At 45.0% G+C, this 26,432-nt stretch carries 18 protein-coding genes; 13 read left to right on the top strand and 5 right to left on the bottom strand.

Going from position 1 to position 26,432, the window contains the following annotated elements:
• Nucleotides 1–10: 10 nt before the first annotated feature.
• Both ACHZCY_RS05085 and ACHZCY_RS05080 read right to left on the bottom strand, forming a co-directional pair.
• The gene (locus ACHZCY_RS05085) at nucleotides 11–2,287 is read right to left on the bottom strand and encodes a response regulator (protein ID WP_319548062.1); all 2,277 of its coding nucleotides are present in this window, start codon (nucleotides 2,285–2,287) and stop codon (nucleotides 11–13) included.
• A 925-nt stretch (nucleotides 2,288–3,212) separates the two neighbouring features.
• Entirely contained in the window at nucleotides 3,213–4,388 is a 1,176-nt protein-coding gene (locus ACHZCY_RS05080; protein WP_319548061.1) for a M20 metallopeptidase family protein, read from the bottom strand.
• A gap of 674 nt (nucleotides 4,389–5,062) precedes the next feature.
• On the opposite strand from ACHZCY_RS05080, the gene ACHZCY_RS05075 reads away from it, so the two are divergent.
• Both ACHZCY_RS05075 and ACHZCY_RS05070 read left to right on the top strand, forming a co-directional pair.
• Complete coding sequence (locus tag ACHZCY_RS05075) at nucleotides 5,063–6,814, top strand: sensor domain-containing diguanylate cyclase (RefSeq protein WP_205222299.1); 1,752 nt, start codon at nucleotides 5,063–5,065, stop codon at nucleotides 6,812–6,814.
• Between the two features lie 226 nt (nucleotides 6,815–7,040).
• Nucleotides 7,041–7,217 carry a hypothetical protein gene (locus ACHZCY_RS05070; protein WP_319548060.1) on the top strand — a complete coding sequence of 59 codons (177 nt, stop codon included), beginning with the start codon at nucleotides 7,041–7,043 and terminating at the stop codon, nucleotides 7,215–7,217.
• A gap of 118 nt (nucleotides 7,218–7,335) precedes the next feature.
• Here ACHZCY_RS05070 and ACHZCY_RS05065 read toward each other — a convergent pair whose 3' ends face one another.
• The 3 genes from ACHZCY_RS05065 to glgB form a co-directional block, all read right to left on the bottom strand.
• Nucleotides 7,336–8,640, bottom strand: coding sequence for a CDP-alcohol phosphatidyltransferase family protein (locus ACHZCY_RS05065; protein WP_205222301.1), 1,305 nt, complete (start codon nucleotides 8,638–8,640; stop codon nucleotides 7,336–7,338).
• Nucleotides 8,641–8,984: 344 nt separating this feature from the next.
• A complete protein-coding gene (locus ACHZCY_RS05060) occupies nucleotides 8,985–12,752 on the bottom strand; it encodes an OmpA family protein (RefSeq protein ID WP_319548059.1) in 3,768 nt (1,255 codons plus the stop codon).
• Between the two features lie 45 nt (nucleotides 12,753–12,797).
• On the bottom strand, nucleotides 12,798–14,726 hold the full coding sequence (glgB, locus tag ACHZCY_RS05055) for a 1,4-alpha-glucan branching protein GlgB (RefSeq protein ID WP_319548058.1): 1,929 nt from the start codon (nucleotides 14,724–14,726) through the stop codon (nucleotides 12,798–12,800).
• 1,215 nt (nucleotides 14,727–15,941) lie between these two features.
• Here glgB and ACHZCY_RS05050 point away from each other — a divergent pair.
• Genes ACHZCY_RS05050 through nuoL form a run of 11 tightly spaced genes read left to right on the top strand, consistent with a single transcriptional unit; the run spans nucleotide 15,942 to nucleotide 26,424 of the window.
• Nucleotides 15,942–16,301: an NADH-quinone oxidoreductase subunit A gene (locus ACHZCY_RS05050; protein ID WP_205222304.1), complete on the top strand. Its 360-nt coding sequence runs from the start codon at nucleotides 15,942–15,944 to the stop codon at nucleotides 16,299–16,301.
• On the top strand, nucleotides 16,292–16,804 hold the full coding sequence (locus ACHZCY_RS05045; protein ID WP_205222305.1) for an NADH-quinone oxidoreductase subunit B: 513 nt from the start codon (nucleotides 16,292–16,294) through the stop codon (nucleotides 16,802–16,804). The genes ACHZCY_RS05050 and ACHZCY_RS05045 overlap by 10 nt, the downstream gene beginning before the upstream one ends.
• Before the next feature lies 1 nt (nucleotide 16,805).
• Nucleotides 16,806–18,521 carry an NADH-quinone oxidoreductase subunit D gene (locus ACHZCY_RS05040; RefSeq protein WP_319548057.1) on the top strand — a complete coding sequence of 572 codons (1,716 nt, stop codon included), beginning with the start codon at nucleotides 16,806–16,808 and terminating at the stop codon, nucleotides 18,519–18,521.
• On the top strand, nucleotides 18,518–19,024 hold the full coding sequence (locus ACHZCY_RS05035) for an NADH-quinone oxidoreductase subunit NuoE family protein (RefSeq protein ID WP_205222307.1): 507 nt from the start codon (nucleotides 18,518–18,520) through the stop codon (nucleotides 19,022–19,024). Before ACHZCY_RS05040 ends, ACHZCY_RS05035 begins: the two co-directional genes overlap by 4 nt.
• A 12-nt stretch (nucleotides 19,025–19,036) precedes the next feature.
• On the top strand, nucleotides 19,037–20,281 hold the full coding sequence (gene nuoF / locus ACHZCY_RS05030; RefSeq protein ID WP_205222308.1) for an NADH-quinone oxidoreductase subunit NuoF: 1,245 nt from the start codon (nucleotides 19,037–19,039) through the stop codon (nucleotides 20,279–20,281).
• 44 nt (nucleotides 20,282–20,325) lie between these two features.
• A complete protein-coding gene (locus ACHZCY_RS05025) occupies nucleotides 20,326–21,864 on the top strand; it encodes an NADH-quinone oxidoreductase subunit G (RefSeq protein WP_319548056.1) in 1,539 nt (512 codons plus the stop codon).
• A gap of 11 nt (nucleotides 21,865–21,875) precedes the next feature.
• The gene (locus ACHZCY_RS05020) at nucleotides 21,876–23,162 is read left to right on the top strand and encodes a complex I subunit 1/NuoH family protein (protein ID WP_205222310.1); all 1,287 of its coding nucleotides are present in this window, start codon (nucleotides 21,876–21,878) and stop codon (nucleotides 23,160–23,162) included.
• A gap of 12 nt (nucleotides 23,163–23,174) precedes the next feature.
• The gene (locus tag ACHZCY_RS05015; protein ID WP_205222311.1) at nucleotides 23,175–23,699 is read left to right on the top strand and encodes a NuoI/complex I 23 kDa subunit family protein; all 525 of its coding nucleotides are present in this window, start codon (nucleotides 23,175–23,177) and stop codon (nucleotides 23,697–23,699) included.
• A gap of 4 nt (nucleotides 23,700–23,703) precedes the next feature.
• Nucleotides 23,704–24,213, top strand: coding sequence for an NADH-quinone oxidoreductase subunit J family protein (locus ACHZCY_RS05010; protein ID WP_319548055.1), 510 nt, complete (start codon nucleotides 23,704–23,706; stop codon nucleotides 24,211–24,213).
• The gene (nuoK, locus tag ACHZCY_RS05005) at nucleotides 24,210–24,506 is read left to right on the top strand and encodes an NADH-quinone oxidoreductase subunit NuoK (protein ID WP_205222313.1); all 297 of its coding nucleotides are present in this window, start codon (nucleotides 24,210–24,212) and stop codon (nucleotides 24,504–24,506) included. Before ACHZCY_RS05010 ends, nuoK begins: the two co-directional genes overlap by 4 nt.
• Nucleotides 24,507–24,510: 4 nt before the next feature.
• Nucleotides 24,511–26,424 (top strand): NADH-quinone oxidoreductase subunit L, encoded by a 1,914-nt coding sequence (gene nuoL / locus ACHZCY_RS05000; protein ID WP_319548054.1) that lies wholly within the window; start codon nucleotides 24,511–24,513, stop codon nucleotides 26,422–26,424.
• Nucleotides 26,425–26,432 lie beyond the last annotated feature (8 nt).

Raw genomic sequence — 26,432 nt, 5'->3', positions numbered from 1 at the left:
CTGTCTGTTATCAAGAGAGGGGTATGCTTGTGGCCAGGGCCTCTCTTATTTTGGTGGCGAGCTCACTTTTAGAAAATGGTTTCTGCAGCAAAAAAACGTCGTTGTCCAATACACCCCTGTTAATAATAACACTGGATGGATAACCGGACATGAACAGCACGTTGAGAGCAGGATTATTTTGCTGTAACCTCTTTGCCAGGTCACGTCCATTCAGTTCCGGCATGATCACGTCGGTAAGCAGCAGGTCAATCGGTTCGGCATGGCTTTCGACGATACTAATGGCTTCCATGGGCGAGTCTGTGGCTATAACGTGGTAACCGAGTTGTCTGAGCATTCTCTTGGTTAGATTGAGTATCGCAGCTTCGTCTTCCACCAGCAGCACGGTTTCGTTATTGCCCCTGGATGTTTCCACGGTGCTTTTTGCAAGAGTCTCAACGGGCTGACCGTTGGCCCTGGGCAGGTATATCTCAAAGGTGGTACCAATACCCAGATCACTGTTAACATTAATAAACCCATTGTTTTGCTTGACAATGCCATACACTGTTGCCAGACCGAGTCCGGTCCCTTTGCCGCTATCCTTGGTGCTGAAAAATGGTTCAAAGAGATGGTCTAAAATTGATGCCTCCATTCCCTCACCGTCATCGCTTAATGAGAGGCGAACGAATTCACCGGGAAAGAATCCCTGGTGCTGGGAACAAAAGTGGTCGTCAAATTTCGTGTTTGCCGTTGCGATAATGATTTTTCCCATCCCGTTCATAGCGTCTTTGGCATTAACGCAAAGATTAGCCAGAATCTGGTCAATTTGAGTCGGATCGATCTTTATCTGCCATATTTCCTCTCCCGGGCACCAGGCGAGTTTAATATCCTCACCGATCAGAGGGTTGACCATTTTGAGCATGCTTTGCACCGCCTCATTGATATTGAGTATTTTGGGCGCAATGGTTTGGCAGCGGGCAAAGGCTAAAAGTTGGCGGGTAAGTTCCTTGGAGCGATTTGCTGCACTCTCAATTTTCTTGATATAGTGATATAAAGGGTTGTCGGCCGGCGTTTTTTCCAGGACCATTTCCGAATAGCCGATAATGACGCTGAGCATGTTGTTATAGTCGTGAGCAACCCCACCTGCCAACCTGCCGACTGCTTCCATTTTTTGACTTTGCAGCAACTGCCGTTCCATTTCCTGCCGATGCTTCTCCGCTACATCCAGCCGCGTAGTCATATTGTTAAATTCGTCAACCAGAGTAGACAGGGTGCTGGTTGGCATTGCTTCGATTCTGTGCGAGAAATCTCCATCGGATATTTGTCGAAAGGCCTCCTGAAGTCGTTGTGTGGCTGCCTCTTCCACAGCTACCTTGGGGAGGCCTGAAAAGAGAATCCAATCGACACCTGGCACATGACTGTAACTGTATACCCAGTTCGTGCCGGCAGAGTTTGTTATTTGCAATACACCTGCTTGTTTTACGATAAGCTCTGCCAAGTTCAGATCTTGCCACTGTTTCCCGAGATCTGACAATGGATGCAGAAAAACGGTCCCCTCTGTTTTGTCGATTTCGGCATCTAGCTTTTCGTGCAATAACAGCATCCCTTGCTTGTTCACAATAAACTGCTTTTGCTGGGGAAAAGGTTTTGCAGAGGCAAAATCTTGGTAGATGTAGCGGATAGGCAAATCAATGCTCCACAAGCCGATAAAGCTGTCGCCCTGCCAGACAGGGATAGAAACGGAAAGAATTATACCTTCGCCGGCATAATCGACAGTGGGAGTTGTCCAGCGGATCAAGCGTTTGGGATTATTCTGCGGACATACGGAAAGGTAGGTGTGGTATGTGGTCCAGTCGAAATCAAAGGGAATTGCGGTGCATTGATCAATGAATGGATACTGAAGCGAGGTGTTTGCGGCATCTTGGTAATAGATCCAGCCAACATTTCCCAAGCGATCGTGGATATGCTTGAGATGGTTCCCAATATTTCGGTGGGTGTGTATATGGCGCCGTACGGTTGGGTCGCTTTTGAGTTGTTTTCCCCAGGAAATGCTGAAGGCCTCCTTTGGGGCGGTGCCTTGTCTAAACGATGACAGCAATGGTTTGCTTTGGAAAAAACCGTTTTCGTCAACAGCAAACCCCTCCTGTTGCAACCACTCGTCGATCTGTTTGTCTGAGGCAGTGTCTAAACTCATACAGAGTAGGGTGGTGCGTTGAAGTTCCTCCAATGCATTGTATAATCTATCAATGTGCTGGGAAAGGATGGCGCGGTATCTCTCCTGTTGCCAGCTTAAAGCTTCTATTTCATGCATAACTAGATCTCTGTAAAAAAGGTAAAAAAATAGAGTGAGATGGTTGTATCTTTTATTCCTGCTGCCTTTGTTTACAGGTGATGTCGACGTAACGTCTTATTTTCAAATATCGATTGAAATGAAGAGTAACGAACAGCAAAGCGTTCAACTGCTGCAGTTAGGGTTGGAGATTTGCAGTACACCTAATTGTTGACCTACCATTAAGCGCTTTGCAATTCGCAGGTTCATGAGGTAATACCCAAAACAAGTGATTGGCCGAGTGAGGGCCTGGGCCAGTCACAGCATTGTAGGCGTCGGTTGTATTTATCATGAGTGCCTCCTTTTCGGAGAGAGAAGGGGACGGATTAATAGCAATTGATGCTATTTCGGCAATGGATTTTTCAACATTTCAAGCCGATTTTTTATTACCGCATTTACTACAACATAAGAAGGTATGGCCTTATTGTCATTGTCTGCGTTGTATTTCCAGCTTGATCCATTTGAAAGAATTGCATAATGAACAATGCCGGAGGCCGCTATGTGTTGTTGAGCAACCAGGAGCTTTGTAAAAAAAATTTAGGGTGAGTCTGGCTATTATGACAATTGTGCCAACTACAATCAGGCCGAGAAAAATTCCGAACGTTACCATGTGCTCTTTCCAACCTAATGTTAGTTTAGCATAAAATTACAACCGGAGGCAAGGTCTCTGCCTTGTTTTCGATCTCAAAGAGTAGTGTAGGGAGGTTGAAATGAAAAGAGTTCTGGACCAGGAACGCCAGCGAAAGGTGCCCTGTTAAGATTACCGAGTAAAAATGTTTGAGCATACAGAATCTCCTTTTACCTGGAAGGGCGAATACGATAAAAGGGCGATTGGGTAGGCAAGAAAGAGGATGGTGAGAAAGTAAAGCTCCTCCTGAAGAATGCATCCCAGGGGAGCCTATCAATCTTATTTCAGCAAAGTCAAAGCCATATCACAGAAAAGTTCGACCCCTGTTAAGAGCACGTTTTCATCAAAATCAAATTTGCTGTTATGGAGAGGGGAGCATCCGGGGTGCCCGGTTCCGAGCAAAATAAAACACCCTTTGGTTTTTTCCAGATAGAAGGACATGTCTTCTCCACCCATGGTGGAGTCGGGAATGGTAACCTTATTTTCTCCTACCACCCTGGCTGCGCATTCCCCTGCGAGTGCCGCCATCTCTGTATCGTTGAATGTCGGGGGATAGCCTGTTTTGTAATCCAGGGTATATTCTGCCCCCATGGATTCGCATACACCTTTGATGATCTTTTCTATTCTTTTCGGCCATGAGACCCAGACGTCCCGGTCAAAGGTTCGGGTGGTCCCTTTAAGGTTCACCGTATCCGGAATGATATTGTAACTGTTTCCCCCATGTATACTGCCAATGGTGACGACAGTTGGGCTGATTGGGCTCATTTGGCGACTGGTTATGCGCTGGAGGGCATTGATTACCTGGGCGGCAGTGTCGACCGGGTCAATACAGAAGTGTGGCATGGCTCCATGACCACCTTTTCCGGTTATGGTCAGATCAAAAAAATCCATGGCCGCCATCAATGGCCCCTCTTTAACTCCGATCATACCCTTTTCTAAAGCAGGCCAGAGATGAGCACCCAGAGCATAATCTACATGGGGATTTTCGAGGACTCCAGCATCAATCATGGGTTTTGCTCCGCCAGGACCTTCTTCTGCAGGCTGGAACAAGAACTTAATCCGGCCGTTAAACCTTTCTTTTATGGTATTGAGAACCAGGGCCGTACCGAGAACCATGGCCATGTGCCCGTCGTGTCCACAAGCATGCATCTTACCCTGATGAGTGGAAGCCCAAGGTAAGCCTGTTTCTTCAGTCACAGCCAGGCCGTCCATATCCGCTCGGATCATGAGGGTCTTGCCTGTTTCGGTCTTTGGCCCATGACCTTTCATCAGGCCCGTGAGGCCATATTGGGCGATGCCTGTCTCCAGCTCAAGACCCAGTTTTTTGAGTTGCTCCTCCACAAACGTGCTGGTCTTGCGCTCGGTGAACGCAGTTTCTGGAATACGGTGCAATGTATGCCGGTAGTCGAAAATTGTTGATTTGTGTTGTTCAACAATAGATTTTAGTGCATTCATATTTCTTTTCCGTGTTATTCTTCAGCAGTGCACACCAGCGCACGATCGGGCAGGAAAACACTGCGTCATTCAAATTATCCAGCCGGCTTGCATGCATCTGAAGCTCTACTGAACAAATTACAAATCGGGGGGAAGGTGAGGTCGTTTATTATTGGCTGAATCGTTATTTTTTCGATAACTTTCTTTATTGATACACTGGATGGATGTTCTCTGCAAATAATCCGTTTTTGTTGTTTAAAGAGTGGGTTGAGGCCTGCCGGTACTTCGATTTGGGGTGGCCTGTCTTCCATGGGTTGAACAGAAATGATGATATCAATTTGGTATCAAACAATATTTGGGTGACAACGATTCATATCTTTATCTAACAAAGTTGGTCCCATGAAACATCGGGGTGGCTGGGCATAAATGAACAGAGGACATTTGAGAGTTTCCCGGGGCAAAATAGAAACGGGCTGTCAGTCTGTTTTTGTAACCGGCTTTCAAGTGAAAAAGAATGTGGTGCTGGTGTTACCATAGAGTTTATGATAACTTTCTAAATTAGCTTATTGCTGTTCCCTTCTTTGTTGCGAGACTATGAAAAGTCAAGAAAAGCAAGAATAGTATGTCCTAGCTGTTTAGTCCGCTGTACACGTTGCCCCCTTTCTCTTTTTCAGCTGTGCAGGAGTAGCTTTACTATGTCATTTCAGCTCCATCGGGGAATCCCCGGTTCATCTCTGCGAATAGTACTGATCGTACCGTACGTAACACTTGTTGTTCTGCTAGCTACAGTGCTTGGAATTTTATCCTATCGGACTGGCAGTGACGCTGTGTTGCTGGTTTCCAATCACTTACTTGAAGAGACTGCCAGCCGTATCAGTCTGGCCGTGGATAGGCATGTTGTTGGTTCAGTGGCGACACTCAAAGCGGCTTTCCCTGAGAAGATGGTTGCACCGGATTCAATCGAGCAGGATCTTGAAAATATCAAAACCCGTTTCTGGATAGCCACTTCGTTGCATACTGATCCCAATAACTATGTTTATTATGGATCAACCAGTGGCCAGGCTTTTGGTCTTTACCGTCACTCTGAAGAACGAGCTGAATTGCGGATTAAGTTTAAACCGGAAGAGCATCGAACCATATATTTTTTTGAAGGATTGAACGGGAAACCCGTTCTTAGCCACAAGGAAGAGAAATTATTCGACCCAAGAGTCCGTCCTTGGTTTCAGGTTGCCGAAACCAGTGATATCGATATCTGGACTTCCGTATATATTGATTTCGGAACAAATGATCTGGTCGCTACCAGGGCACGTCGGGTCCTGGATGAATTCGGAAATCTCAAGGGGGTGGTGGCTACGGATATGCCGTTGCGAGCCCTGAATACGTTTGTTAGTTCGTTGGATATTTCCAAGAATGGTATTGCCTTTATCATTGAGCCTAACGGAGACCTTATAGCCTCCTCTTGCAGCCCAAATATAAGGAGTCTTAAAGATGGGAAGATGAGGAGATTGAATGCAGCGGAAAGTGAAAACCAGATGCTGGTTGAGGTGTACAAACAAGTTGAAAAGCGCCGTGCGGGAAACACAAACAAGGTGCAGATAGATCCTTTCTATTTTTATAATAAAGAGGGCGCAAAAGTCCATGTAGCCTATTCCAGATTTCAGGATCAATCGGGCTTGATCTGGATCAATATTGTGGCAATACCTGACCAGGATTTCATGGGGGGCATTAGTCATAATGTCCGGCGTACAATTTTCCTGGCTGCTTTGGCTACGCTTTTTGTCGTACTCATAGGACTTTCTATTCTCAATTGGGTTACACGGGATCTCAAAAAATTATCTTTTGCTGCCAATCAGGTTGGGAGCGGTTCACTCGAACATCCCATCAATATCAGGCGTAGTGATGAAATAGGTGAGCTGGCTCAAAGCTTTCAAGCTATGCAGCAGCGATTGCAGACGGATCATCTGACAAGACTTCCAAATCGATACGCCTATGAACAAGCGCTCGGAGAAGCGATATGCCGTATTGAATCATCACCGATTGAGAAATTCGCAGTTATGTTTATCGATGTGAACGATTTCAAGAAGATTAATGATAAACATGGACACGAAATTGGTGACAATGTACTGATTGAGTTGGCGCTTCGGCTGCGTACCCAAGTGCGCAAGGAGGATATGGTTGCCCGATTTGCAGGTGATGAGTTTGTTGTTCTTTTTTACGATATCGATTCACGCGACGATCTCAAAGTCATTTACAATAAAATAGCTACTGCACTCTCCGAACCTATGCATATGGGAAGTGGTTCCATCAATTTATATGGCGCAGCCATCGGTGTAGCCTATTGTCCTGAAGATGGAACCACAGCAAAAGAGTTGCTGATAAAAGCCGACCACGAGATGTATGCCCATAAAGATCAATTGAAACAAATGAAAAATGATCCGAGCCTCTAGCTTTTGTATGCAATCACATCCGTGATTGCCAACAAAACGAGAAAAAATCTGGGAGGAACTACTTGCATAGAGAGCGGCAAGGCAGACTCAATTGAGTGGATTAATTCGTTTAGATACGTCAATGTTCTTTATATGCAAGGCTCATGGGGTGTCTCTCTTGGAGAGATCGTGTCCATTCGCTCTCAATAGTTTGATCAAAAATACCTTTATTCGTTAAGGCGGTCAGTTGTCAAAATGGTTGACCGAGCCTACAGCCATGCCCACCATGGAAAATATTGAAGCCATCTCTGCAAGGGGGCATAGTCTGTTTATAGGCATAGGGGCAGGTTTTGGTCGCTTGTTGATTGAGCGAGTAATTCGGCAACCGGTTTTTTGGGGATACCGTAGGGGCTCTGTTGGGTAAAAGTAGATTGCGGAAAGAGAGGATTTGATCCAGAAAAATTATTTTTTTAGTATTTAAAAAGCAAAGCCCATTTTAGTGCCTTAGACGAGCGGTGGTGCTAAATAAGGGGTATGAGATGTTATTTTTCTTGAATGGGATCATGAAGCCATTTTCTTCCCGCAACAATATAGAGCGATACAGAGAAAAGAATAAAATATCCAAACATCTCTACATTCTTTGTTTTAAGTACAAAGGAGATGGCAACAATAATTGTTGCGCTGGTGAGAAAGAATAACGGTTTGGGGATATGTTTGAGGATGACTCGTGCAAAGTGGGCAAAACGAATGTGACTGATCATTAACCCCACTGTACCGGCCGCTATTATCCATAGCAAAATAGGCTCTGCAACCAAAGCTGCACCAAGAACTATTAATGCACCTGCCGGACTTGGTAATCCATTGAAAACGCCTTCAGGAATATCTGTCCGTTTTTTATCAACAGTAACAAAGCGAACGAGCCGATAAGCAACTCCGACAAAAAATAAAGTGGCAAAAAGCCATGCCAGATTCCCACCTGATTGAACAATGACATAGGCTGGTGCAAGACCAAAACTAACAAAATCAGCAATGTCATCCAAGTAGGGTCCATACTTGGTTCCACCATGTTTTTCCGCCATGCGTCCATCAAAAAGATCAAAAAGCTGACCTAGGATTATAACAAAAATAGCCCAGGCAAAGAACTTGTTATGAGTCAGAATCAGGCTGGTTACACCACAGAAAAAGTTAAGGGTAGACAGTATATCAGCATATAAGCGATTGGGGATAAATTTAAAAACCACCGAGGCAGCAGCAAGAATAATGCAGGCTATAAGTACCTCATCGCCTATATTAACAACAAAAAGCCCTGAACTCTTTTCTAATAATGAACAAAAAATCATCAAGGTAAAGCAGATGATGGCTTTGATTTTTCCGAAATTATTAGCTGCTACTGAACACTTCATGTATGAGAGAATGTGTCTGGCTAAAAATTGGCCAAAGAGTTCTATGGCTACAAGTGTCCAGACAAGTTTGATTGACAGAATCCCGGCATAGGCAAAGCCAAGCAATGGTGGCAGGTATGTCAGTTTGTCGCACATGGGGTCAAGCCATTCTCCCCATGTGGTTGAGAGGTTACACACCCTGGCCACTGTCCCATCAACACCATCGAGTATTGCGGCAAAGGTGAAAATAATTATTGCAATAGCCTGAAATCCTGCAAAAAAATAGAGAACATAAGCTACTAGAGCAATCGCTGTGCGCCAGTAGCAAATTGCATTTGGATGCATTAGCCAGAGATTAGCGTGGATAAAATGCTGCATGGACTGTTTGTGGACTGCTCTGGCAAACCAGTAATAAAAGGCAGCCCCAAGTGCGGCAGCAAAAGCAATTAAAAGTAATCGTTCCATGTTATACTCGAAAACGGGTAAGTTCTATCAAAAGGTACGGTTTAAAAAGAGAAAAGTAACTTCAGTTGATGGCCTGTAATTTCGCCTTAATCTCGATCAGTAACTGTGCCGCAATGCTCCTGATCGTGCGCAGAAAAAACAACAGATTCCGCAGGGTGCGGCCGAATAGTGACTGAAATATCATTTTCTGAATGCTTGTTTACCATTAAATTGGAGTTTAGTCCATGGGCAGAGAGCGTATTTAGAGCGGTTGGATATCTTTCATCGATAAGGTGTAAATAATAAAAAAAAGCCCGTTGCAACCAGCTGCAACGGGCTTTTACAAGGTAAAAGAAGTAAGAGTATTATTCAGCTATCGGGTGTAATTCCACCCTTCTGTTTTTTGCACGTCCTTCGGCTGTTGCATTGTCTGCAATAGGATCAGCCATGCCATAGCCCTTTGCAACAAGTCGCTCTGCATCGATTTCTTTTTCAACAAGGTAATCGACTACAGCCTGTGCACGGAGGTTTGAAACCTGCAGGTTTCTCTCCTCATTACCGACCGAGTCTGTGTACCCTGCAACTTCAAGTTGCATTGCTGGGAATTTAAGGAGTGCTGCCGCAACCATGTCCAGGTTTTCCTTGGATGCTGGTGTCAGGTCGGCAGTTCCGGTTTTGAATGTAACGCCGCTAAGGATGATTTTTTGGGTCGGCTCGCATCCCAGTTCGTTAACAACGCTTCCCTCTGCAGAATCGTTACACAGGTCTGCGCGGTCAACAATTCCGTCTTTGTCGCTGTCAGGCTCACATCCGGTATCATCAACTTTTACACCAGCAGGAGTGTCTGGACATGCATCAGTCGCATCCATTACACCATCCTGATCGGTATCAGTACTTTGCTTGGCGAGTTGGTTACGTTCGTCTTTGAGGACGTCGAGTTCTTTTTGCAGTGCTTCTGCTTGCGCCTGAAGCTGAGCAGCAGCTTCACTGCTGGCAGCTAGTTGCTGTTGCAACATGCTGTTAGATTCTTCCAGGTCTGCAACAGTCTTTTCTGCTGCTACGAGTTCTTCGCTTTTACCTTTGGCTGCTGCGAGTTGCTTTTCTAGAGCAGCAATAGTCTCTTGGCTCGTAGCCTGTTCTTGAGCAAGTTGCTCGGCAGTGGCGCTTTTTTCGTTGACAGCAGTTGTCAGGGTAGCAATCTCGGCAAGAGAAGATTGCAGTTTAGAACTGACTGATGCAAATTTATTATCGCTTGCAGCAAGAGATTTGGATACCTCTTGGATGTTTCCTTGCAGGGTAGATGCTTCTGCCTCTAAGGAGGCTACCTTCTTCTCTGCAGCTATTTTAGCAGCGTCTGTCTGTTCAACCTTTGCGGTAAGTTCAGCGATCTGTTTGTCAAGTTGTTCAACTTTTGCAGCCTCTTCCTGCAATCCATTTATCTGCTCTTGTGCGTCAGTTAAGGCATCATTTTTTTCCTGGACTGTAGCTGTAAGCGTTTCAACCTGTCCTGCTTTGGCCTGGGCCGTGGTGAGTTGTTCTGTCAAAGCTACCTGTTGCTCTTTGGCTGTGGCAAGTTCCCCAGCTAAGCCGGTAGCCTGTTCCTGAGCAGCGGCGAGTTCTTCTGTCAATGAGGCCTGTTGTTCTTTGGCTGTGGCAAGTTCTCCCGCCAAGCCAGTAGCCTGTTCCTGAGCAGCTGTAAGTTCTTCTGTTAAGGATGCCTGCTGTTCCTGAGCTGCAGTCAGCTCCTGATTTACGGTAGAGAGTTGCGCTGTTTGCTGTTCCAAAGAAGTAGTAAGCTCACTGTTTTTTGCCTGGCTTTCTTCAAACTGCACTTTCAATGCAGTGAGTTCTCCCGCCAAGCCGGTAGCCTGTTCCTTAGCAGCTGTAAGTTCTTCTGTTAAGGATGCCTGCTGTTCCTGAGCTGCAGTCAGCTCCTGATTTACGGTAGAGAGTTGCGCTGTTTGCTGTTCCAAAGAAGTAGTAAGCTCACTGTTTTTTGCCTGGCTTTCTTCAAACTGCACTTTCAATGCAGTGAGTTCTCCCGCCAAGCCGGTAGCCTGTTCCTGAGCAGCTGTAAGTTCTTCTGTTAAGGATGCCTGCTGTTCCTGAGCTGTAGTCAGCTCCTGATTTACGGTAGAGAGTTGCGCTGTTTGCTGTTCCAAAGAAGTAGTAAGCTCACTGTTTTTTGCCTGGCTTTCTTCAAGCTGCACTTTCAATGCAGTGAGTTCTTCTACCTGTGCAGAGAGTTCAGCGAGAGTCGCATCTTTAGCGGCAATGGATTCTGCATGAAGAGCTGCAGCATTTTCCAATTCTTCAATCAATGCCGGAAGAGGGGTTAAGGTCTCAATTTGCGCGTTAGCTTCAGCAAGAGCCACCTCTTTTTCTTCCAGCGTCGCTTGCAGTGTTTGATTCTGTATCTGCAACTCCTCGACTTGAGTCTGGGTTTCCGCCGCAAATGCCTCTTTTTCTGCCTCCAGTGCAGCAATAGCAGTAGTTGCTTCTTCTACCTGTAGTTTCAATCCATCTACAGCTTGCTGGTCGGCAAGCATGCTGTCTATTTGGCCGGCGAGCGTAAGATTTTCTTCTTTGAGGGCAGTAAAATTACTGGTCATTTCTTGAAGCTGTGTTTCAAGTTCCTCAGACGCTGTTGTTTGTATTGCCAGTTGTTCCTGAAGTGATGCAACAGTTTCGTTGACACTGTTCAATTTGTCCTGGCTTTCCGTTACTGCGGCTTCGGCCAGCACAATGGCTGATTCAAGTTCGACTATTTTGCTCTGTGCTTCTGTCTCGGCAAGAGTTATTGCTGATTCAAGTTCGGCAATTTTGTCTTGCGCTTCTTTATTGTCTTGTGCTGCTTGTTCAATTTCGGCTTGAGCTACGCTGTTTGCATCAGAGAGTGCAGCAATTTTATCAATACCTTCCTGACGCTTAGCTTCTGTCTGTTTCAGGAGTTCGATAGAGGCTGTAAACTCTTCATTTTTGAGCGCAAGATCAGACTCTAATGCAGCGACTTTTTCCAGCAGGCTGGAGACTTGAGCAGCCTGCTCACTATTGGCCAGTACCAGTGCATCAAATTCTTGCGTCTTGCTGCGCAGAGCCTGCTGCAGGGATTCACCTTCATTGACTGCTGCTGTAAGAGCTGCTTGTTTTTCATCGATGAAAGTTTGCAGGCTCGCTATCTGTTCTTCAAAAGGAAGAAGGGATTGTTCTTTTTCCTGACCAAAGCGAAACATGGCTTCTGCCCTAAGATCGGCTTTTTTCAGGTTGTTACGGGTGATTGCAAGTTGGGACGTAGCATCGGTTAATTTAGCTTTAAGCCGTCCTATTTCGGTGGTCTGTGCCTGAATCTGGTCTTGAAGCTGAGCAAGCTGATCTTCATTTTCCTGGACGATTTTGTCGGATTTGGTGTTTGTTAGCTCTGCATCAACCAGGGCTGCTTTAAGTTGTTGGATGGCAGTGCTTGATGCTTCATATTTTTTCTTAAGCTCGTTGTTTTTTTCAGCAAGGGCTACTATTCGCTCATTGGCTACGCTAACGGCCTTTTCGTTTTCCTGTAGCGCAAGTTGAGCAGCAACCAGTTCTTCAGCGGTTGCCTTATTTTTCTCCAGTTCTGCACTGAGTGACTGTTTACCTTTGCGCAAAGCGCTGATGGCAGCATTGGCTTGTTCGGTTTGCTTGAGCAACTCTCGGTATTTATTGGCCACAATTTCCTGCGCTTCAAGCAACTCAAGAATCTGCTTTTCTTTCTGAGCAAGTTCATCACTGAGCTTCTGTTGACTGGCTACAACAGCCATATCTGCCTGCTGTTCTGCCGGTTTAGCTGCAACCTGCTCAGGAGCAGGTTGCGGCTGTTTATCTTCAGCCTCTGCTTCAATTACCGGTTGGGCCTGATCATGCGCGATGGGCTCATCATGGGCAGTAAGGGAAGCTGGAGCAGTCTCTTCCGAGTCTTGATCCGATGTCGGGGCTACATCAGTATGATGTTGGTCTGTGAGCTGCGCATGCTGCTCTACAGGGGTTGCGGCATGTTCGCTTGAGAGGGGGTTGTTTCTTTTCAGCTCGCCGTGGTATTTGGCGACCATGACGTAAACAACAATACCAACTACTGTCAGGATAATCGTACGTGTTTTCATAGGCCTTTTCAGTTACGGGTTTGTTTCAGTTAATACAAAAGGTGATCAACATGGTTTAAGAATAAGCGTTGTCAAGGGCGGCAGGGTAAGAGTTAATGAGTTATCCAGGCTGTGGCAAGCCTCAGGAGATGAATGTAATTCCTGAGGATTGGATACATCACTACCATTATATATGCCTAAATCGGAATTGATGAGTTCCGAATAACGTCCTGGCTTTGGTACGCCTATTTTGTACTGTGTGCGAACAACAGGAGTAAAATTACAGATAATAATGAGAAAGTCATCAGGATTTTTTGCAAATCGGACAAAAGATAACACTGAGTTGTCTGAATCGTTAGCGTCAATCCATGAAAAACCTGTCCAATCAAAATCCTGTTCATGCAACGCAGGCTCACTTTGATAGACCAGGTTAAGGTCCCTCATGAATCTATGGACACCGGCATGCTGAGGAGCTTCCAGAGCCTTCCATTCTATCCCCGTGTCGTAGTTCCATTCCTGGCGTTGTCCAAATTCACCACCCATAAAAAGTAATTTTTTACCAGGGTATCCCCACATAAATCCATAATAAGCTCGGAGTCCAGCAAATTGCTGCCAGTCATCACCCGGCATTTTTGCGAGCAGCGAACTTTTACCGTGAACCACTTCATCATGACTGAGTGGCAAAATAAAATTTTCATGAAAGGCATAGAGCATACCAAACGTCATTCGGTTGTGATGGTATTTTCTGTAAAGAGGATCGGTGGCCATGTATTCGAGCGTGTCATGCATCCAGCCCATGTTCCACTTGAGGCTAAAACCAAGTCCACCAAGGTACGTAGGGCGAGATACCATGGGCCAGGAAGTCGATTCTTCTGCAATAGTCAATATACCTGGGAATACCCCATGAACAACTTCATTGGTTTTTTTAAGGAAATGAATAGCCTCGAGATTTTCTCTGCCCCCGTATTCATTGGGTATCCATTGACCATCATCACGCGAATAATCCAGGTAAAGCATGGAAGCCACGGCATCTACGCGGAGTCCGTCGATGTGATATTTATCAAGCCAGAAAATGGCGTTGGAGATGAGAAAAGAGCGAACTTCATTTCGACTGTAATTAAAAATCAAGGTCCCCCAGTCCTGGTGTTCACCTTGAAAAGGATGCTGGTGTGAATAAAGATGAGTTCCGTCAAAAAAATTGAGCCCTGATCCATCTTTGGGGAAATGGGCGGGAACCCAATCAAGGATGACCCCCAGTCCGGCCTGATGACATTGATCCACCAAAAACATGAAATCTTCTGGAGCTCCGAAGCGAGACGTTGGAGCGAAAAAACCAAGCACTTGATATCCCCAGGATCCATCGTACGGATATTCGGCAATGGGAAGAATTTCAAGGTGAGTAAAACCTAGATCTTTAACATAGGGAATGAGTTGTGCAGCTAGTTCGCGATATGTCAGAAATCTGTTGCCGTATTTCTCGTCGCTAGGTTTGCGCCATGAACCTAGCTGAACTTCATAAATGGAAATAGGCCTATCTAAATTTTGTGTCTGTTTTCTTGATTGCATCCAGTGGGTATCCTGCCACTGGTATTTATCAAGATTAACCACTACCGAACCGGTCTTGGGGCGTTCTTCCATCGCAAACCCGTAGGGATCTGCTTTATCAAAAGTTTGAAGATCCTGGGTGGTTATGTGAAATTTATAAACGGTATATTCACTTAAGCCGGGTATAAATAAACTCCATATTCCGGAGTCAGAAGGGTGCATTATATGGAATGAGCTGTCCCAGTTGTTAAAATCTCCGATAACAGCAACGCGTTTGGCATTGGGAGCCCATACGGCGAAAACAACACCATGTTCATCCTCAGTAGTTATGAGGTGGGCACCCAGTTTTTCGTAGACTTTTTCGTGGGTACCTTCACCTATCAGGTGTGTATCAAAATGCGTGAGCCATTTGCGAGGTACTGGTTTGCCGACAGGGTATGTTGTGCTCATTGTTGCAGGCGCCTAGCCTTGGAGAAAAGTGAATAGTTAATACCTGGATCTATTTTAGAGTGTATGACAACTAACCATATGCATTAAAAGAATGTCAACGTACTACCATTTTGTTTTCAAATCGTCCATCATGATTAACCCGTGTTGAAAAATATTAAAAGAAGGTAACTGGTCAAAGCACCCCACGGAGTCTCCCGTAGGTCGCTTACCTCTTCGGACGGTCACGATCTCCAGCATAGATAGGCTGCCGGAGTTTTATGCTCGCTTGCGAAAAATCGAGCCGGCCCAAATATGAAGCGCCTGCAACCAGTTGTAGATTTTGATTAAATCAGTTGGTTATCATCCTCAGTGAGTATTTACAAAAGAAGAACATAACTGTTAAGCAAGGATCAACCCGAATTTCTCCAGAGCATTTTGTTATTCCAGGAAAAAATAGTGATTTCATAACTATGCTATTAAAATCAATCAGATTTAAAATTAACAAAATGCTTACCAACGGTCAGTTTATGCGATACCATCTTCTGCAATATTTTGGTAGTAAAAGGTAAATGAAGATTCCGATAGCCTCCCATGATTCATTGTCAAAAATTTTGAAGCCGGCATCGCCTGCACTGATCAGTACTCCTGGCTAAAAGCTGTCAATCTGCTCCGAAATGTCACTGTTCAGCAGTGCTCCATATGTTTACAAGCCTACCTATTAGCTCTGCAGCGGTATACTGGGTAGGCAGATCGTAGAGAGTTGGGGTGATGCGGAATAGTTACAGAAGAACATGAGTCGATTGGTTGCCAGAACCAAACTTTTATTCTTTACCAGGTGCAACAGGTAAAATGAATTTTACAAGAGGTAAAAAAAAGGTCGAGCCATACAGATAGCACGTGTGCGAAATGTGCAATCGTACGCCTGGTTGTTTGTTTGGTTGTTTGTGCCTGTCAATTATTCTGCGGTCAAAGAGGGGTGGAGGAGAGAGAGATAGAACGTAAGAGATATTAAGCAGGAAAAACTGACTGGCTTTGCACAATTTGCATATATTCTTTTTGGACTGTGGGGATCTGAGGGAGTCCATATTTTTATGAATTAATTGTTTTTTCTTGACAGAATGGCGGAGTGAAGTTAATGAATAGCGGTTCATTTTTATTCTTTTTTAGTCCAACAATTGGAGCTGGTTACAGCTCAAGCGGCTGAAAATTACTAATCAGAGTTGAGAGGTTGAAGCGATGACAACTGAACTGGTTCTCTCGGCAATTGCTCTCATAGGGATTGCCGTATTTATCCCGCTTTTCATGGTCGCAATGACTGTGTTGGGGCCACGTGCTAAAGGCGAGATGAAGAACGATCCGTATGAAAGCGGTATCAAGCGTATGATCGGACTTGCTGAACAAAAGTTCAGCGTCAAGTTTTATCTACTAGCGATTCTTTTTCTCCTGTTCGACATAGAAGCAGTGTTCATGTATCCGTGGGCCGTCAGCGTTCGTGAACTTGGTTGGTTTGGGTTTACTGAAATGCTGGTCTTTATGGTGCTGCTCCTGACAGGGCTTATCTACATCTTAAAGAAAGGGGTGCTCAATTGGCGTTAGGATTAGAAGCAAAACTGGGCGATTCGGTACTGACAACACAACTTGATGTAGTTGTCAACTGGGGCCGACAGTATTCACTATGGCCTATGGTTTTTGGAACAGCCTGTTGCGCCATCGAGTTTATGAGTGCTGCAGCCAGTCAGCATGATATTTCAAGGTGGGGAGCGGAGGTTGTTCGTTTCTCACCACGACAGGCTGACCTGATGCTTGTCTGTGGAACTATCAGTTATAAGCAGGCTCCAATTCTGAAAAGAATTTACGAACAGATGCCTGAACCCAAGTGGGTAGTGGCAATGGGTGCATGTGCCAGTTCCGGTGGTGTCTATGACAACTACTGTACTGTGCAGGGAATTGATGAGATTATTCCCGTCGACGTGTACATCTCCGGTTGCCCTCCACGGCCAGAGGCGGTTCTTGATGCTCTTATGAAGATTCAGGACCAAATCAAAGGTGAAAGCGTATTGGAAGATCGCCATAAAGATTTTAAAGGGATTCTCGACTGATATGAATACGAAGGCACTCGAACTCATTCAGGGGGCTTTTCCAGAGGTTCCTTGTGAAACTAGCATCGATTCGGTAGTCCTTACAGTACAGCCAGATGAGCTGGAAAAAACATTAACCAAGCTGAAAAAAGATCCGACTTTGGACTTTGGTCTGCTGCTTGATGTTACTGCAATAGATTATTTGGATTATCCGCAAAAATCAAACATTCGGTTTTACGTGGTGTACACCATAAGAAACTGGAAAGAAAATTTGGTTGTACAGGTTCGTATACCTGTTAATGATCCTGAGGTTGGCATACCTACAGCCAGTCACATATGGGATTCCGCCAACTGGGGTGAGCGTGAAACCTATGACCAGTACGGCATTAATTTTCAGGGGCACCCTGATTTGCGCCGAATTCTCAATCACTGGCAGTTTGAAGGGCACCCATTGAGAAAAGACTATAAGATAGACGCCCGCCAGGTCTGTTATGAATCTGATAGTCTGGAAAAAGAAATTAAGGCGCGCCTTGCCACAAAAGGTATTGATGAATTGACCCTTAAGGATATCAATACCGAAATTATGTTTCTTAATATCGGACCTTCGCATCCCGCAACGCATGGTGCCATCCGTATTCTTTCGGCGCTTGACGGTGAGACAGTTGTCGCCAATGTTAATGAAATTGGTTATCTCCACCGCGGTTTTGAAAAAACAGCTGAAGACAGAACCTATAATCAGATTATTCCCCTTACAGACCGGCTTAATTATTGTTCATCACTGATGAACAATGTGGCATTTGTTAAGGCTGTTGAGTCATGGATGGGCATAGAAATAACTGAAAGAGCACAGTTCATGAGAGTTGTTCTTTCGGAATTTTACAGGGCTCTTGATCACTTGGTTTGTCTTGCTGCTCTTTTTGTCGATATGGGTGGTTTGACCAACTACTGGTATCTGTACAATGAAAAAGAAGCTGCCTATGATCTTATCAGCCGACTGTGCGGAGCACGATTGACCAGTTCCTTTACTCGAGTTGGCGGAATGTATCGTGATTTCTACGAAGGCTGGGAAATCGATATGGAAAACCAGCTCAAAGCTATTGAAAAGGGTGTTGCTGACTCCTTGACCTTGGTAGCTAAGAATCGTATCGTCCACGATCGTTCGCAAAACATCTGCTGTATTTCTCCTGAAACTGCTCTTTCTTATGGCTTTACCGGTCCTAATCTTAGGGCATCAGGTGTACCTTTCGACCTGCGTAAAGATAATCCGTATTATAATTACGAAGCTTTTGACTTTTCAATCCCCGTTGGAAGTAATGGCGATATATATGATCGTATAATGGTCCGGTTTGAAGAAATATTCCAAAGTATTTCCATCATTCGCCAAGCCATGAAAATGATCCCCGCAGGTCCTGTCAATATCCATGATAATAAAGTGACCCTACCTGCCAAAGATAAAGTCTATGACAATATCGAAGGTCTTGCCGGACACTTTAAACTGATATTTGAAGGTGTGAAAACCCCGGCTGGTGAATGGTACGACTCTTTTGAAGCTGCCAACGGTGAGCTTGGTTTTCATTTTGTGTCTGACGGCTCAGGAAAGCCCTATAAATGTAAGGTGCGTCCACCATGTTTTTATACCATGGGTGGATTCCATGAAATGGTTGAAGGTGAAATGATTGCCGATGCGGTTATCAATCTGAGTAGCATCAATATTATCGGTGGAGAGTTGGACAGATGAGCGATAGATCACAATTAATTGAAACTGGGACGCCGTTTCAGTTCGACGCAGAGCGAGATGCGGAATTTGAAAGGCTCGTCAAGCGCTATCCAACTCGTGAATCAATGATACTTCCTGCCCTCTGGTTGACGCAGGAACAGGAAGGATGGATAAGCGCTGAAGCCATTGGTTATATTGCCGACAGGATTGGTACCTTTGCCAGTAAAGTCTTTGAGGTAGCAACGTTTTATACAATGTATAACCTCCACCCTGTTGGTGAATATCATATCTGTGTCTGTAGAACACTCTCCTGCTACCTTCTTGGGAAGCAGCAGATAGTTGACTATCTTTATCAGGAACTTGGGATCAAACCAGGTGATGTTAGTAAGGATGGGAAATTCAGCCTCGAAGAAGTTGAATGTCTTGGCCATTGCGGAACCGCTCCTGTGGTACAGGTCAACGGTGAGTTCCACGAAGATATGGACGTGGAAAAAATGAAGGCACTTTTGGCCACCCTGAAATAGGAGAGGACTGTCATGGAAGTAAAACTACTCAGTGCCAGATTCGACGTAGAAAATTGTAATAAAATTGAGGTGGCACTTAAGAATGGAGCCTATTCGGTACTGGATAAAGCATTCAGTATGGAACCCGGAGAGGTGACAGACGAGGTCAAAAATAGCGGTCTCCGAGGCCGTGGTGGTGCTGGTTTTCCTACAGGTTTGAAATGGACATTTTTGCCTAAACAAACAGAAAAGCCAGTTTATCTTGCCGTCAACTCCGATGAATCCGAACCTGGGACCTTTAAAGATCGCTATATTCTGGTTCGTGACCCGCATATGTTGATCGAAGGTATTATCATTTCCTGTTATGCCATTGGCAGTCATGACGCCTACATCTATATTCGTGGAGAGTATACTACTCAGGTAAAGGTGCTTCAGGCTGCGATTGATGAGGCATATGAGGCCGGTTATCTTGGCGACAAAGTTGCAGGCAACGATTACCGGGTTGATGTTACTGTGCATCGTGGGGCAGGTGCCTATATATGTGGTGAAGAAACAGCGCTCCTTGAATCCATTGAAGGGAAAAAAGGACAGCCAAGAAGTAAACCACCATTTCCTGCCGTTGAGGGACTTTATGGATGCCCAACTATTATCAATAATGTGCAGAGTATAGCCTCTGTTCCTTATATAGTATCTAACGGTGCTGATGCATACAAGGCTTATGGCACCGAAAAAAGCCCGGGGACCCACCTTTTCGGTATATCAGGGCTGGTGGAAAAGCCAGGCATGTATGAATTGCCCCTTGGGTTACCGATTCTTGAGGTGATTGAAAAGGTTGCCGGCGGAGTGAAGGGCGGCAAAAAACTCAAGGGCGTTATTCCCGGAGGTAGTTCAACACCGGTACTGCTCCCTGAAGAGTTGGAAACGGTCACCATGGACTATGAATCAATGGCTGAACATAAAACCATGTTCGGTTCCGGTGGCATGGTTGTACTCGATGAAGACGTCGATGTTGTGAAATTGGTGAAAAATTTAATTGATTTTTATCACCATGAGAGCTGTGGTCAATGTACACCCTGCCGTGAAGGACTTGGCTGGATGCTTAAGATAGTTAAAAAGATCATTAACGGTGATGGTACTCTTGATGATGTTAACTTACTTAGAGAACTCTGTGACAATATCGAAATGAAAACTGTATGCGTGCTTTCGGCAGCATGTACCATGCCTGTGCGGGCCTTTCTAGACAAGTTCCGGCATGAATTCGAAGCCTATGTTCAATGAAGTTTTCAATGTCAAAGCAAAGTAATAGGGATAGGTAAAGAACCATGGCAGAAATGGTAAAACTGTCCGTAAATGGACAGGAAGTTGAAGTCGAGGCAGGGAAAAACCTGATCGACGCTGTTGGTGCCGTCGGCATAGAAATCCCCCATCTATGCTATCATCCTGCTCTTGGCGCAGACGGCAATTGTCGTATGTGTCTGGTAGGGATCGAAGACGGTAGACCTCCTTTGGTACCGGCATGCAAAACGCCCGCAGCTGAGGGAATGAAGGTACAACTGGATGCTGAACACATCAAAAAGATTCAGCACGATGTGATGGAGCTTGAGCTCATTAACCATCCAACAGATTGTCCGATCTGTGACCAGGCTGGTGAATGTGCCCTTCAGGATTATTACCAGAAATACGACGGTCAAGAGAGTCGTATGACCGTTCCACAAGTTCAAAAATCAAAAAAACTTGATTTTGGCTGTGGAGTTATCCATGATCAGGAACGTTGTATCCTTTGTGCACGCTGTGTTCGTTTCACCCGCCAAATTACAAAAACAGGTGAACTCGGCATCGTTAACAGAACAGATGATGCTAGAGTTACTACTTTTCCAGGCCGTCCATTAAACAATAGGTATGCGCTGAATGTTGTAGATCTTTGTCCTGTTGGTGCTATGACCAGCAGTGATTTCCGTTTTAAGCAACGGGTATGGTTCCTGACTAGAGATAAGGGGATTTGCCACGGTTGCAGTAAGGGTTGCAACATCTTTATCGATCATCATAAGGAAAAGTATAAAGACGATATTATCTATCGATACCGACCATTTGTGAACGAGCAGGTCAATGGCTACTTCATGTGTGATGAAGGCAGGATGACCTACAAGAAAGAAAATCAGGATAGGTTGCTTGTTGCCAAGGCTAATAACGCTGAATCGATTATAAGTAGTGCAGTTGATTCACTGAAAAATGCTATTTCCAGTTCCAATAAACCGGTTTTTCTTGTTTCTCCGAACTGCTCTCTGGAGCAAATGTACGCCATTAAAAAACTTGGTGAGGCAAAAGGCGCCACGGTTAGCGGCTTTAGTGATGGTTATATCCTAGAGGGTGATGGCGATGACTTCCTCATCCAGGATGATAAGGCCGCCAACAGAGCCGGGCTTGAATTGTTGGGAGTTGATACCACCAAGGAAGCTTTTGAATCAGCGATGAAAGAAGCGGACCTCCTTGTTAACTTCAACAATGATCTTGCAAAGAGCTATGATGCAGCGGCGCTTGATGAACTCATAGGTGATTGTAAGTTTGCTATGGTCGCAACAACACAGGATGCTCTTACAGAGAAAGCAGAAATTGCTATACCGGCAGCGTCTTACTCCGAGTACAGCGGTAGCGTTATCAATACAGACAACATCCTGCAGATGTTTAACAAGGCGGTCGTTAAAAACGAGCCCTTTGATGATATAGTGAACATTGTCAGCCGAATTGGTGGAGACGTAAATGAAAACTCCGCAGCTTGGGCTGGAATGAAGGCGAGTGTTCCCGCACTCAAGGATGTTGAACCTGAACAAATCCCTGAGCAGGGATTGGCACTTAATAGTTAAAGAGGGCTCTAATGACGCTGCAGGATATACTTCTAATTATCATACGAGTAGCTATAGGAGCATTTGTACCGCTCTGTTTTGTAGCTGTCTCTGTGTGGATGGAACGGCGAGGCGCTTCTTTTATCCAGGACCGATCTGGACCTAACCGCGCTAATATTCTTGGTTTCCGTGCTGGTGGACTTATCCAGAACCTTGCGGATGCTGTAAAATTATTTTTCAAAGAAGACGTAATTCCGGCACATATCAAACATAAATTTTATTTTGTACTTGCACCTATTATTGTTTGTGTGACCGCTCTTGTTTCTTTTGCCGTAGTGCCTTTTGCAGATACTCTGGTGCTGGGGGACAAAGAATACCTTATGCAAGCTATCCCAACGGACCTTGGTATACTTTGGTTTCTTGCCATTGCAAGTTTTGCTGTGTACGGAATCATCCTTGCCGGTTGGTCTTCGCATAACAAATACGGTATGCTTGGTGGTCTTCGTTCTGCTGCCCAGGTAATCAGCTATGAAATTCCAATGGGACTAGCCATCATCAGTTTGCTCGTGGTGTATGGGACAGTAAGCCTGAATGAAATGGCTCAATTTCAGGGTCAGCTCTTGTTTGGTTTTATACCGATGTGGGGCGTCATTCTCCAACCAATAGGGGTAGTCATTTTTATGGTTGCTGCCTTTGCCGAAGCAAATCGAACACCTTTTGACCTTGCTGAAGGTGAGAGTGAAATCGTAGCTGGTTATCATGTTGAGTATAGTGGGTTGAAATTCACTATCTTTTTCATGGGTGAGTATGTGGCTATGTTCGCTTCGAGCGCTATCATTGTCACGCTATACTTCGGCGGATATCAAATTCCCTGGTTTAACACAGCTACCCTTCTGAAATATGCCGTACCAGTAACATTGCTATTGATGATCGCTACCCCGATTATAGCCAAATTTGTTGCTGCCTGGATTCGTAAAAACAATGTCAGTCATTACGAACGGGAAAATGATCCTCGGGTAAGGGAAGCTAATGTATATATCAAGATTGTATGGGGAGCGGTGATCCTGTTGGAGGCCATTTTCTTTCTCTATCTTGTTTTTGCATCAGGCGGAGCAGCTGACAATATTCTTGTTGCTTGTCTCCAGATCTGTACTTTCCTCGCAAAAACCACCTTTATGTTGTTCGTTTATGTCTGGGTGCGATGGACGTTGCCACGTTTTCGTTATGATCAGTTACAGAAGTTGGGATGGAATGTACTGTTGCCGCTCTCTCTTCTGAATATTTTTGTAACCAGCGCTATCGTCGTTGCGTTGAGCTAATAGGGAGTAGCCATGAGCATTAAAGTTAAAACCATAGTGCGTTACGGCAGGAGCTGGCAGGAACGGCTCTATCTCATAGAGGTTTTTAAGGGTATGGCCTGCACATTCCGGCATTTCATAACCAACTTCCTTGATAATTCCAAACTATATGTAAGGCATTATCCAGAAGTGAAACCTGAGATCACACCGCGCTGGAGAGGACGTCACAGGTTGACTACTCACGAAGACGGCACGATTAAGTGTGTTGCTTGTTACATGTGCCAGACGAACTGTCCTGCCCAGTGCATCCAGATCGAAGCTGGTGAGCGAACTGACGGTCGAACTGAAAAAGTTCCGCTCAAGTTCGATATTGATCTTTTGGAATGTATATACTGCGGATATTGCGTAGAAGCCTGCCCAATGGACGCAATTAGAATGGATACAGGTATTTTCTCGGTCACAGCTACTAACCGTGAAGAGATGAAAATGACTATTGACCAACTTCGCTCGACCCCTGGTGCATTTAGCGAAGAAGAGTACAAGAAAGGAGGCGCTTGATATCATGTTTGCCGATGGGCTTTTCATTCTTTTTACGGTAATTGCTGTAACAGGAGCAGCAGGGTTGGTCTTATTTAAGCATCCAATGAATGGAGCAATGAGTTTTATCGTAACACTCATTGCCATGGCAGGGCTTTATGCGCTGCTGTCTGCAAAATTAATTTTTGCCATCCAACTCATTGTTTATGCTGGTGCGATCATGTCATTGATCCTCTTCATTATAATGTTCCTGAATATTCAGGAAGAAGATTTACCTGTTGAAGAGGGCAGGTTTAAATATCTGATTGGCGGTGCGATTATCGTAGCTCCGATCGGGTTATTCCTGACCAGAGTTATTAAAAGTTTTCCAGGTGCTGAAACAACTATCACTGTTGAAGGATTTGGCGGAATTAAAGAAGTAGGGCTTATTCTTTTTCGAGAGTGGCTGCTACCCTTTGAGATCGTTTCTATCCTTCTACTTGTGTCCCTTGTCGGTGCCGTTGTGCTTGCAGGAAAAAGGAGGATGGTCAAATGATTCAGAGTTATCTCACTGTGAGTATCCTGCTCTTTTGTATCGGAATTGTCGGTGTCATATCTCGCAGGAATGTTTTTACCGTATTCATGTCTATTGAGCTTATGCTGAATGCAGCTAACCTCGCTTTTGTTACCTTTTCCAGGTTGCATGAAACTATGGATGGTCACGTTCTCGCACTGATAGTAATGGCTGTAGCTGCTGCCGAAGCGGCTCTTGCACTTGCTGTCGTTATTCTGCTGCATAAGCATAAAGGCCAGTTGGATACCAATGTATTCAGCCTGTTAAAAGGGTGATTTCATGGAACATAATGTAACATTTCTCGGATACATTCCGCTTCTCCCGCTGATAGGTGCAGCTGTTCTCGGCTTCTTTCACATCGGGACTTGCAATCGTAAACCATTAAACGAAAAATTTTACGGGCTGGTAGCCTGCATTGGTCCTTTGCTTGCGTTTGTCCTCGCTTTACGAGTATTTCTCACACTCAAAGGCATGCCGGAAGAGGCTCGCTACCTTAGCCAGAAAGCATTTACCTGGTTCCAGGTTGGCGACCTGGATATTACAATGGGATTTCTGGCTGATCCGCTTAGCTCGCTGATGCTGGTATTTGTAACGCTTATCGGTTCATTGATCCACATTTACTCCATTGGTTATATGGAAGGGGACAAAAATATAGGTAAGTTTTTTGCCTACCTTAACCTTTTCCTTGGCAGTATGTTGATCCTTGTTCTTGGTGACAACCCTGTCGTGATGTTCGTTGGCTGGGAAGGGGTTGGCCTCTGCTCCTACCTGCTGATCAGTTATTACTCCGAAGGTACTGACAACGTACTTGCAGGAAATAAGGCGTTTATTGTCAACCGTATCGGTGACCTTGGGTTTGTGCTTGGGATGGCCTTCCTTTTCTGGGCAATCGGTGCTGGTGGTTTTGACTATTTTTCACTCAAAGCTAATGCACATAGCCTTACTCCCGGAATAGCCTTAGCTGTCTGTTTACTCCTTTTCGTAGGAGCTACCGGTAAATCTGCACAGATTCCACTGTATGTGTGGCTGCCTGACGCTATGGCTGGTCCTACTCCTGTATCTGCGCTCATCCATGCTGCAACCATGGTTACGGCTGGTGTATACATGGTTGCTAGATTTAGCTTCCTTTATGCGCACGTACCTGTCGCCGGTGAAATTGTAGCTTGGGTCGGTATTATTACTGCACTCGTTGCCGCAATTTTCGGTATGTTTCAGGATGATATTAAAAAAGTACTGGCTTACTCAACCGTCAGCCAGTTAGGCTACATGTTTGCCGGTGTAGGTGTAGCCGCCTACTCTGCTGGTATTTTTCATGTTTTTACCCACGCATTTTTCAAAGCGCTTCTTTTTCTAGGTGCTGGTGCAGTCATCTACGCCATGCATCACGAGCAAAACATTTGGAAAATGGGTGGTTTGAAAAACAAGATGCCCAAAACCTATATAACCATGGTGATTGGGGCACTTGCTCTTGCCGGATGCCCGCCTTTTGCAGGCTTTTTCAGTAAGGATGAAATTTTATATTCCGCTCTTGCCACAGGTCATGTGGGAATATGGGCTGTCGGAGTTCTTGTAGCAGGTATGACAGCCTATTACACCTTCCGTATGATCTTTGTCGTTTTTCACGGTGAACCCCGTGACCAAGAAGCATACGATCATTGTCATGAGGCCCCCGCTGTGATGACGGTTCCACTTATTATTCTTGCTGTGGGTGCTTTACTTGCTGGCTTCTTAAACCTGCCTGCCATTTTCGGAGGTCATCAACAAGTTACACACTGGTTGGCTCCTAGTTTGGTAGAACATCACCCGCATGCAAGTCTGTTTGTCGAGATTCTTGCAATAGGTGCCAGTGTTGCTGCTTTTGTAATCGGTATCCGCATTGCCTACAAACGTTTCGCTGTTGGTGCTGAAGAACCAGTATTCTCAGGTTTTAGCAAATTTGCCTACCATAAATTTTATATTGACGAACTGTATGACGGAATTTTTGTTCAGCCATACAAAAAGATTGGTAATGCTATTCGTAAGACTATTGAACCATCGGTTACTGATGCACCTGTAACGCTCGTTTCTAAGCTGTACATGGTAATAGGGACTGCATTCAAAGTCTTTCAGGTTGGATATGTTAGGGTATACGCCATTTACATGATCGTTGGGCTGAGCTTGATGAGCCTGTTACTGTCACAATCGCTGAACTAGGTAGGTGT

Origin of the sequence: Desulfogranum marinum (assembly GCF_963675105.2) — a bacterium.
Classification (GTDB): Bacteria; Desulfobacterota; Desulfobulbia; order Desulfobulbales; family Desulfobulbaceae; genus Desulfogranum; species Desulfogranum marinum.
This window is presented reverse-complemented; position numbering and strand designations above follow the sequence as displayed.